The organism is Streptomyces sp. ISL-66, from assembly GCF_018614135.1.
In the GTDB taxonomy this organism is placed as follows: domain Bacteria; phylum Actinomycetota; class Actinomycetes; order Streptomycetales; family Streptomycetaceae; genus Streptomyces.
On record NZ_JAGGOW010000036.1, the window covers coordinates 77,175 to 86,829 of the forward strand.

General features: G+C 68.6%; 10 protein-coding genes and 1 pseudogene. 4 read left to right on the forward strand and 7 right to left on the reverse strand.

What is annotated here, in order from left to right:
* Both J7E97_RS08295 and J7E97_RS08300 read left to right on the forward strand, forming a co-directional pair.
* Nucleotides 1–513 (forward strand): HD domain-containing protein, encoded by a 513-nt coding sequence (locus J7E97_RS08295; RefSeq protein ID WP_215023961.1) that lies wholly within the window; start codon nt 1–3, stop codon nt 511–513.
* 37 nt (nt 514–550) lie between these two features.
* The gene (locus tag J7E97_RS08300) at nt 551–973 is read left to right on the forward strand and encodes a hypothetical protein (RefSeq protein ID WP_215023963.1); all 423 of its coding nucleotides are present in this window, start codon (nt 551–553) and stop codon (nt 971–973) included.
* 510 nt (nt 974–1,483) lie between these two features.
* Here J7E97_RS08300 and J7E97_RS08305 read toward each other — a convergent pair.
* The 3 genes from J7E97_RS08305 to J7E97_RS08315 all read right to left on the reverse strand — a co-directional run bounded on the left by J7E97_RS08305 (nt 1,484) and on the right by J7E97_RS08315 (nt 3,023).
* On the reverse strand, nt 1,484–2,029 hold the full coding sequence (locus tag J7E97_RS08305; RefSeq protein WP_215023965.1) for a hypothetical protein: 546 nt from the start codon (nt 2,027–2,029) through the stop codon (nt 1,484–1,486).
* Nucleotides 2,030–2,061: 32 nt separating this feature from the next.
* On the reverse strand, nt 2,062–2,589 hold the full coding sequence (locus tag J7E97_RS08310) for a helix-turn-helix domain-containing protein (protein ID WP_215023966.1): 528 nt from the start codon (nt 2,587–2,589) through the stop codon (nt 2,062–2,064).
* Nucleotides 2,590–2,858: 269 nt separating this feature from the next.
* Nucleotides 2,859–3,023, reverse strand: a complete 165-nt coding sequence (locus tag J7E97_RS08315; protein ID WP_215023968.1) for a hypothetical protein — start codon at nt 3,021–3,023, stop codon at nt 2,859–2,861.
* A 58-nt stretch (nt 3,024–3,081) separates the two neighbouring features.
* On the opposite strand from J7E97_RS08315, the pseudogene J7E97_RS08320 reads away from it, so the two are divergent.
* Nucleotides 3,082–3,180 (forward strand): annotated as a pseudogene (locus tag J7E97_RS08320) (haloacid dehalogenase); the annotation flags it as partial.
* 436 nt (nt 3,181–3,616) lie between these two features.
* Here J7E97_RS08320 and J7E97_RS08325 read toward each other — a convergent pair.
* Together J7E97_RS08325 and J7E97_RS08330 are read right to left on the reverse strand one after the other, a co-directional pair.
* Nucleotides 3,617–3,856, reverse strand: coding sequence for a helix-turn-helix domain-containing protein (locus J7E97_RS08325; protein WP_215023969.1), 240 nt, complete (start codon nt 3,854–3,856; stop codon nt 3,617–3,619).
* Nucleotides 3,857–4,707: 851 nt separating this feature from the next.
* A complete protein-coding gene (locus tag J7E97_RS08330) occupies nt 4,708–5,172 on the reverse strand; it encodes a hypothetical protein (protein WP_215023971.1) in 465 nt (154 codons plus the stop codon).
* 2,224 nt (nt 5,173–7,396) lie between these two features.
* On the opposite strand from J7E97_RS08330, the gene J7E97_RS08340 reads away from it, so the two are divergent.
* Nucleotides 7,397–7,621, forward strand: a complete 225-nt coding sequence (locus tag J7E97_RS08340) for a DUF2277 domain-containing protein (protein WP_215023974.1) — start codon at nt 7,397–7,399, stop codon at nt 7,619–7,621.
* On the opposite strand, the gene J7E97_RS08345 is transcribed toward J7E97_RS08340, so the two are convergent.
* The gene (locus tag J7E97_RS08345) at nt 7,591–8,256 is read right to left on the reverse strand and encodes a universal stress protein (protein WP_215023976.1); all 666 of its coding nucleotides are present in this window, start codon (nt 8,254–8,256) and stop codon (nt 7,591–7,593) included. The genes J7E97_RS08340 and J7E97_RS08345 overlap by 31 nt on opposite strands.
* A 651-nt stretch (nt 8,257–8,907) precedes the next feature.
* Entirely contained in the window at nt 8,908–9,423 is a 516-nt protein-coding gene (locus J7E97_RS36590) for a hypothetical protein (protein ID WP_215023978.1), read from the reverse strand.
* Nucleotides 9,424–9,655: the final 232 nt, after the last annotated feature.

A 9,655-nucleotide genomic window follows, 5' to 3' on the forward strand; every position in this document is an offset into this window, starting at 1 on the left:
ATGAAATCCGTCAACGAGGTCGACTTCATCGCCGACTGCGCCCATGCCGGGCAGGTCGACAAGATCGGGGCGCCCTACGTCGAGCATGTCCGGGCCGTAGCCGCTGGGCTCGAGCCGTTCGACGGCGAACTCGTAATGGCCGGGTTGTTGCACGACATCATCGAAGACACCGACTGGACGGCGGAACGGCTGCGCGAGGAAGGCGTCCCGGAGCGTGTCGTCGCCATCGTTGAGGCGGTGACCAACCAGAAGGGAGTTCCCTACGAGGAGAAGATCCGTCGCATCACGACGAACAGCGACGCCACCCTCGTGAAGATCTCAGACAACGCCCACAACAGTCACCCGGACCGAGCGACCCAACTCCCTGAGGAGAAGCGCGCCCGCCTTGCCGCGAAGTATCGGGCCGCACGAGACGTCCTCTGGGCTGCCGCCGACGACCGTGACATCGAGGCCATCGTCACGATCGTCAATCCGTCACTCCTTGCGGAGCTTCGGGATCGCGCGGCAGCCTGACCGCCCTGCCACACTGAAGCCACCCGAAGGAGGCGCCATGCCGCCAGTCTTGATCCCCGTAATCCTGCTGGAGCTGCTGTACGCCGCGGCTGTCGTGACGGCGGGCTCGCGGCCGGGCGCCCCGCTGTGGCTTCGCTGGCCGTACCCGATCTGGAATTTCATCCTGAACGGGCCGCGGCCAGCCGCACTTCTCTCCAAGCCGGACTACCGCCGGATCGCCCAGCTTGAATGCGAGCTGGGGCTGGCCTGGCCGGTCGACGTTGGGGGTCCGCGACTGGGCGTCAGTTCGGATGAAGCGCTGGCCGGCGTGGCCCACCTCGGCAGGCAGCTGCGCGCCGCTGCGGACGCCGAGTGCCCGGTCCGCGAAGAGAAGGTCTGCCTGGTAAAGGGCTGCGACGGGGCAACCGAGGAGTTGCGGAACTGGGCGGGCATGTTGCTGCGTCGAGTACATCGGCACTGACGCCTGTCGGTGTCGCGTGCCACACTGAATCTGCGGACGCTCGTCTGTCACGCGAAGTCGTGTCACCCGGGATTCCGGCTCAAGCCGAGCGACGCATCACGTCCGTCCCTTCGGGGGCGGGCGTTTCCGTATCCGGAATCTCCCCTGTCATATGCCTACCGGCCAGCGGTGACCCGTGCATATGGTGTGGCTCCGGATCATCCCGGGCCCGTCGCCCTCCCGGCTCCCCACGGGAGGGTTGTCGCGCGCCCGGTCTCGGGCTACAGCTGCGCGCCAATCCTGCGTAACTTGCTGCGCACCTCCATGACGCTGCGAGGCCCGCGTGGTGTACCTGCAACGGTCACCCACTGACCATCCGGGGCCGTCACTCGCAGGTGACTGCCGGTCCGGTGATTGGTGACGGTGAAACCCTGTTTGACGACCTTCCGCAACATTTCTGCGATGTCCTTCTGTACCGGCACGAGGCTGACCTCCTGTCTGGTGATGCCGACCTAGCGTCCGAGCCCGCGGTCACCCCTGCAGATCGGTGCGCGCGCCGCGACCCGGTCGGGCGGCAAGGGCGTCCCGGACCTCTCCGCTCACGTACCAGGCCTGCGGGCGGCCACTTTCGGGGTGAGGCCTGTAATTGAACGGCTTGATCCCCAGCTTCGACACCATGGCCGCCGCGGCCTTGGCGGGCTCCTTCGCCTTCGACTCCAGCACCCACCGGCCGATGTGCTCCAGGTTGAACAGCTCATACCGCTCGAAGAGGTCGCCAAGGTCGATGTCGGCGTCTTCGATGATGGTGTGGAAGTCCAGGTCGCCAAACTCGGTCATCGGGTAGCCGTCGAACTCGCCGGCCGCAGGCTCGGACGGTCCGATGAACTCGTTTCCGCAGAGCGAGACGCCGGGCGGAAGCACAGCGTCGATGGCCTCCCGATATGCACGAAAGATGGAGTCCATGTCGTACTCGTCGGGGTCGTTGCCGTTCAGGAAGGCGTGGATGCCGTCCTCGGGGCTGCTTTCGTAGCTGCTGACCTTGGTGGTCCAGGTGCCGTAGGACGTGGTGGTGGTCATGACGGGTCCCTTCGAGGTGTGGTGGATGGGTGCTAGAGCGCGACAGCGGCGGACTTGATCCCGGCGAAGGTGCGGGCGAGAAGGTCCACGGTGTTGCGCGTGCCGTCGCTGTAGCGGATCTCGTAGGCGTCGGCGCCGTCGTGACGGGCGTAGAGCCGGCCGTCGTTCACGTCGAACCAAACCTTCTCGATTGCGTCGAGCATGCGGGCGGCGCGGCCGTTGGCGATGTCGTGGCCGGCGAAGGTAGCGCCGCAGACGCTGCCTGTTCCGTAGCGGGAGACGTCAAGGCCGGCGAAGGCGGCCCAGTCGTTGATGTAGATGCGGTCCATGCCGTTCTTCTGCCAGCGGCGGCCGCCGAGCTGCGTGCAGTGCTCGGCGGTGAGCGCGAACGGCTTGGCCGGCTTGCGGCGGGTGCCGATGGCGATGCGGCGGGCGAGGGAGGTGGCGTCGATGACCCACTTGCCGGCGGTCTTGGTGGCGGCGATGACTCCGCGGCGGGCCCAGGTGCGGATGGTGGCGACGGTGACGTGGGCTTCGGTGGCGGCGGTGCTGGTGTTCATCGGGTTCCCCTCTCCCTTGCAATGCCTTCACTATGCTGTACGTACAGCGAAGTTGGCAAGAGGGGTAACTCGAAAGAGTGACAGCCGAGTTGGGGTCGTTCGAGAACGCCCAGTTCAGCGCCCGGACCCTCGCTGTCAGTGGGATGCTCTAGCGTGGACACATCATCCGCAAGCACTCCTGACTTGCGGGGGATGCTGCGGGCTGCAGCTGCAAGGCCCCGCCCCACCGGACCCCACGCGGGGACAGCGCCCGGCGGGGCGGAGGCATGTCAGGCCGCAGGTTCGACCTCGGTGTGTATCGCCGCAGCCCACTCCTCGAGCAGCCGCTGGTATCGGGGCGTGCCCGCCAGACCCGCGGCCACCAGGGCCCGGATCTCCGCATTGACCTCGGCCGCAGAGCGCACGGCGCCACGGTCGGATGAGGTGGGGGACATGCCGAACAGGATATCGGGCGCCGCCCCCAGACGGGCCGGTCAGTCATAGGGTGAGCGCATGATTCGAGCAGTTGTTTTCGACGTTGGCGAGTGCCTCGTAGACGAGACCCGCGAGTACGGCACCTGGGCCGACTGGCTCAAGGTCCCACGTCATACCGGGGACGCCTCGTGACCGCCGGCCGGATCTGCTGCGAGTGCCAGCAAGCCATCGCCGGCGACGCTCGGGAGATCGTGCGGCACAGTGCCTCCGCGGTCCGCCCCAACGACTACGTCCACGACGGCCCCTGCCCGCCCCGGCGGCCCGAACGGTCGACCGTTGCCCGGTACAGGCCCCGGCGCCCCTAGCCCCCGCCTCTCCTGGTGCGGCGGCAGCGGGAGAGGCGGGTACCAGCCAGTCGTAGAGCGTTCACTCTGCGAAAGTTTCGGGCAGTTGTTCGATCCGTCAGCAGTCAACCGCACGGTAAAGCCTGACCGTTGGTGACGTACTCGCAGGTGACGAGTCGAGTGCGCGTGCATATATCTGCGAAGCCTCTGGCGACGCGTGCATCAGGCAGGCAGACTGAGGCAATCGCACCGAGTGGCCGAAAGGTTACTTAAGTGTTTGGCGGCAGCAAACTTTTCACCGACACGCGGAGGACGCAGGCGATGCGCATGAGGTTGCTGAACTTTGCGTCTGTCGTTCCGCGCTCGATGCGCTGGATCGTAGACCTGTCGATGCCAGCCCGCTCCGCCAGTCGCTCCTGTGTCAAGTTCTCCTGAAGACGCGCTACGCGGACGCGGTCGCCCAGAGCTATCTGGGCTTCACGAATCCATTGATCTTGATCACCTGACACCAGCCCAGGTCAACTCAACAAGATCAACTTGTCAGCAGCAGAAAAGAAGCATCTTGTGATCAATGTCGATCGGTCGACCGATCGGCGCATCCGCTTGGGCGGGTCGCCGTTGTGCATGGCGGCCTGCTCGTCAGAACGTGTCGGGGACGTGTCCCGTGGTCTTGCCCCCCTCGCGGGTGCCCGACACTGCGTCCCCCGATCCGCTACCGTGGATCGGGGGACGCGTCATTTGCGCTCTCACCTGCGGCGATGAACAAGCCGGATGGGAGTGAGATGGGAGCGGACTTGCTGACTCGAAACGACTTGAGCCGACGCGAGACGACCGCAAACAACCTGACTTGCTGGAGTTTCCGCAGGTCACGCAACGTGCAGACCTCTGATCAGGTGCCATCCAACTGGTGAGGCGCCTCTTACAAAGCAGATGTCGGCGGTTCGAAACCGTCCGCGCCCACCAGCTAAAAGACCCCCCCCCGCCGATCATGGCGGGGGGTCTTTTGCATCCAGAGGCACGAATCCGGCCCGGCATGTGGGTGCGCGACAGCTCCCTCCGACACCTGGACTCCACGCTCACGGGGTACCGAGTCGCTGCTGGTACAGCGCAAATTGCCCTTAGCAGTACAGCTACCGTGGGATCCGCACAGCTACCGCGGGATCCGCGCGTCGGCCCGGTGGCCGCGTGTCCTTCGCATGCCCGGTTGGGCGGCGGTGGACGGGGGCGGCGGGGAGGAACGGGGCGGAGCCTGGGGGCGCGCAGGTCAGCGGCTTGGCTGGTCAGGGCGGACGGGAGTACGCGGTCTTCCAAACTTGTGCTTCCGAGCACGCGCGGGGTGAATCGTGCTTCTGAGCCGCTCTCAGTCCCGGGCCAGTGAGGACCGAATGGCAGCCATGAGCTTCTGGCGGGCTTCCCGGAAGGCGCGTCGTACCTGTGCACACTCAGGATCGTCGCGAGTATGGCCCGCGACCACCGCGTCCCGGTAGAGGAGCAGCTGGTAGGCGGCATCGCCAGCCAACTGGGCGACCTCCGGCGTGGCCAGTAGCTCCAGTTGGTACTGCTTCGCGTGCACACCGTGGGCCAGGATGCTCGCGCGGGCAAGCTGGGCCCGTTCATCCACTGGTAGGTGCCCCGAGCGGCTGGCATCACTTATGGCGTCGCGCGCCTCGGTCAGCGCCTCCAGGAACTGGGCAGACACTGTCCGCAGGGTCTCCCTGTCGCGCTCGCCCGTGTCCCGTCGCCAGCGCACCCGGTCTGTGGCGAGCGTGCTGCCCACCCCGATGACCGCACCCACCGCCGTCGCGACTAACGATGTCCACTCCATGGGTGGGGAGACTACGAGTCCGCCGAGTCTGGCGGCAGAGCTCTCGCGATTCTTCCTGCTGAGGCGCAGCGCGCAGTGCCTTCGCAATGCAGCGCTCCGGTGAATAGGCGTGGACGCGGCGTACCGAAACCCCCATAGACGTCTACGCCCCTGGTCAGGGCCACACTGGAGCTGAAGCAACCTCTTCTAAGCGCTCGGCCGGCCGCTACGGGCAGAACGAGGCTCGGCTGACCTCGCGGCCTATTCGCGGATGGAGAGCTTCCCCTTGGCGCATTGCGTGTCCCTGACCAGCGACTATGCGTGGAACGCACGGGGCCTTCGGAGCCGTGGGCCTGCTGTGCTCCTGTCCGCGTTGTCTGCGCCTCCCCAGCGGCTGCGGTCGGCGGGACTATCCCCGGGTCCGATCGGCAACCGGAACCAGACAGGTGGTGGCAGGGTGACTCAGCCCAAGTGTGGGGCGCCGACGACCAAGAATCGTCCCTGTACGAGGCCCGCGATCATGAACAGCTCTCGATGCCAGGACCACCAGGGCAAGTGGTCGAAGTACGAGGCGGAGCGACGGAAGAAGAAGGAAGCCGAAGCCAGGATGCGAGAGCTACGGAAGAAGAAGTGAGGCAGTGGCCGACCGGCCGCTGACATCCATGGCTGACATCAACGCCGGTGCACCCTGACCGCTTTGGGTGGTCGTACAGACGCTTTGCGGCCTGGGCTCGGCGGTCGCCAGACGCTGGCTGGGCGAGCCTACGAAGCAGATGGCGGCGGTTCGAAACCGTCCGCGCCCACCAGCGAAGAGACCTTCTGTCGATCACGGCAGGGGGTATTTTGCGTAGCCGCTGGTGTTGACGTGCCCGGTTCCCCGCCGGGGCCGGCGAGGGGTGATCGACGCAGGGGTGGGCGTGGACGGGCACAGGTATCAGCGGGTATGTAGACGGGCGCGCGGGCTGCCGTGATGGGCTCGGAGCACTTCCTCGTGTTGTCTTGCGGGGTTCCTCAAGTCGAGCTGTCGACAAAGGAACTCTAAGTGGCGTGGTCCAGCACGGGCGGCGCTTCTGCTTAGTTCCAGAAGGACGGGAACTTCACGGTCGGCGGTCTCGACCGGGCCGAGCTCAGGGCGAGTTGCCCTGAGCTCGGCGAAAGTGCCCGTGCACCTGGGCGTGGAGCCGCGGCGATGGCTCCGCATCTGATGAGGGAGCAGACCACGGGCGGGTCGCCCGCGTCATCTTCGAGGGCGTTCCGTGCGACCCGGAACCGGAATTCATCGCATACGGCGACCAGGACAGCCCCATCGTCTGCTTCACCGCGGACCCCTTTTCCGAATGCGATCCCGATGACCCTCTCCGTCGCGAACAGGAGTGAGCAGCGGGACGCGTGATCAGCTGGGGCCGGATGACTCAGCACGGATGTGGGGCGCAAACGGCCAAGGAGTAGCCGCCGTGACCAAGCCCGCGATCATGAACGGCTTCCTGTGTCGGCTGTACCGGGGAGGGTGGTCGAGCTGCGCAGTGGCGCGCCGGAAGGAGTGAGCCCCGTGAGCCCCAGTGGTCAATGGCCAGGGGTCTTGCGCCGATGCGCTGATCGGAGGTTCGAGTAGATGCGGTTCGCGTGGGAAGCGCAGGGCCGGTCTTGCCGTGTGCGTGACGGCCCCGACGGCCCCGACGGCGCCCGATGAGCGGACGTGTGCGGTCGGCTACGGCATCGATGCGCTGGCCGATCTGCTGCGCGGTGATGGGAGGTCTGTGCCGGCCTGATGCCGCCGCGGTCGAGCGGTTCTTCTTCGACCTCGAACCCGTCGGCATGAGATGGGTGCTCCGGGGGGTGGAGGCCGGTGGGGGGATCTCCGTCCACAGGTTCCCGGACGGGCTCGCGACCCACGACCTACGAGGACTCTGGCGGAGTCCTCGACTGGAGTTCGGTGCAGCCGCGCCGCCGCCCTAGCGCACGCCGTCCTCGAAGCCGGCCGGGCCGTGCTGGGGCTGCACAGAGAGGACAGCTACCGGGTGCGGTGGCACCGGTACCCCTTTTCCGGCTGCCGAGCTGCGCGAGCTGGGGCGGCTGCATCTGCGGGACGATGCGTGGGAGTGGTGCGCGCGTCACTGACGCCGCCGGGTACGGCGTCGCGGGCGGGGGAGGTGGGGTTGGGGCCGTGGACCGCCTCCAGTGGTCCCGGGATGGAATCCAGGGGCTTAACGGGTCCGGGAGGCCGGTCCGGCGGGATAGTGGAGGCATGTGCCGATCCATTAAGACGCTGCGTCCGCCCGCGATTCCCGAGAAGGCGACCGAGGAGGAGATCCGGGCCGCTGCCCTGCAGTACGTGCGCAAGGTCTCCGGTTTCAGGGCGCCCGCCGCGCACAACCAGGAGGTGTTCGCCGCCGCCGTGGATGCGATCGCCGAGGCGACGCGCGACCTATTGGACGGGCTTCAGGTCAGGGGCGCGGCGGTGGCCGGATAGCCGGCTCGGGCTTCGTCCCTCGGGTCGCCGGGGGTACGGCGTCCTCCTCCAGGGGGGACCACCGCGACCGGGCGGGCCGTGTGGAGCAGCACCGCGTTGGTCACAGAGTCGAGTCGAGTCGAGTCGAGCCGTGGGCCCGGGGGGCGAGCGGGCGCTTGTGGTGGCGGCCGATGAGGTGCGCGGGCCCGGGAGGCGGTGATCAGACGGCCCGCCGCGTCGCCGGGGCCGACAGCCGCTCCACCTCCCCCCTCCACTTCTACCTCCGGGGAGCGCCCGGCATGCGGGCTCAGGTGCGCCGCGGCCGGGGCGGAGACCGCGTGAGCTGCGGCCGTCTCCTCGTGCGCGGCCGGGCCGAGCGTGCCCGCCGTGGTGAGGGGCCGGCTCGGCCGGGCGTGTGCCACGACGACCCGCAGGTGGGCGCCGCGCCGCGCCGGCCCGCGGGAGGCGGAGTGGGTGGTGTCGTTCGTCGGGGGCCGAGGTGTTGAGGCGGAGTACGAGCCGTACGGGTCGTGCGAGGGCGGTTCGGCGGCCGGTACCACGACCACCGGCCAGGCTGCCGGGCTCGCGCGGGCGAGGCCGTTCGATACGAGGAGCAGACCGGCGAAGCCGCCGCAGCCGCGCGAGCCGAGGACCATCAGCTGGGCGTCCTCGCCGAGGCCGGGTAGTACGTGGTCGGGCGCACCGCGGGGAGGCTTACTCGATCGATCAGGGGACGTCCCGGTGCGTACGCCGAGGGCCTCCCGGATCCGGACGAGTACGGGATCCTCGTCCTGGCCCGGTCCTCGAAAGCGCCGGACAGGGCGGAGCCGATCGGGTTCGTGTAGAGGCGGGCGTGCACGATGCGCAGTGGCGCGCCGGCCGCCAAGGCGTGGGAGACGGGCCTTCCAGTGCCCGGTTACCGCACCCCGAACCGTTGACGACGGCGATCGCGGAGTGCGGGCTCTGGTCCATGGCGGGCTCGTTGTGGGGCAGCGGTCGCGGATACACCCTTGGGGGGACCGCTCCGGGCGGGAACGGGGAAAGTTTCGAGTGGGGCGGGCCGTTCGGCACTCCCGTCGCCACTTCCGTCGTCGCTTCCGGTGGTGTGACGGCCTCGGGCGGGCCTTCGAGGACGAGGGCGGCCCCGCTCGTGCTGTGATCGGAAAGGTTTGCCGGGTTGCGACGCCCGGCACGGCACCTCGCGGTGTTGTCGGACCGCGTACGTACGTCCAGTACGAGCTGCGGTTCTCCGCCTTGCGATGCACCGGACCGGACGCGCGACCCGGCAAACCTTCCCGGCCGCAGTACTAGGTGGCGTGTCCCGTGCGGCGGCGCAGGAACCAGGCGCCCGCGCCGAGCGCGCTCGCGACGAGTGCGCCTCCGACCGCGATCTGACCGGGGCTCACGGAGTCGACGCTGCCGCCGAGCCCGCCGCGGGCGGCGCCCGGGGTGATGTTCAGGGCGATGGTCACGCGTTCGCCGCCGGGGCCGCCGCACTCGAAGGTGACGGGGTGGGCGCCGGCGCTGGCGTTGCGGAAGGTGGTGGCGGCGCCGAAGAGGTTCGTGGCCTCCGCATTGCCCGGGGTCAGCCATACGTCGCCGAAGGCGCGGGAGGAGGCCTTGCCGGTCTTCGTGCCGCAGCCGGTGATGTTGAGGCTGACCCGGCTGCCGGGGGCGACGCTGGTCGGGGAGACGTTGCCGGAGGGGCCGGCGTGGGCCAGTGTCGCGGGTACGGCGGCGGAGAGGGCGATCGTCGCGGCGGCGGCGGCCAGTACGCGGGGGAGGGTGCGGGGTGAGCGCGGGCGGTGGGAGGTGGCGGGCATGGAGAGGACTCCTCGGGCTCCGGGGCGGTGCGTCGCGGCGCGGCTTTTGGCGCGCACCGTGCCTTGGACGCTAGGAGCCCGGAGCGGACGCGGCGATCCCTGCCGGGTGAACGGGTGAGCCGTTGCTCCGCCCGGGGGAGTCCCCGGGGCCCCACGGCGCGAACGGCCGGACCGGGCGCCGGGCGCGGGATGCCGGGTTCGGATGCCGGGCTAGGTGTATTGCCCTGTGAGG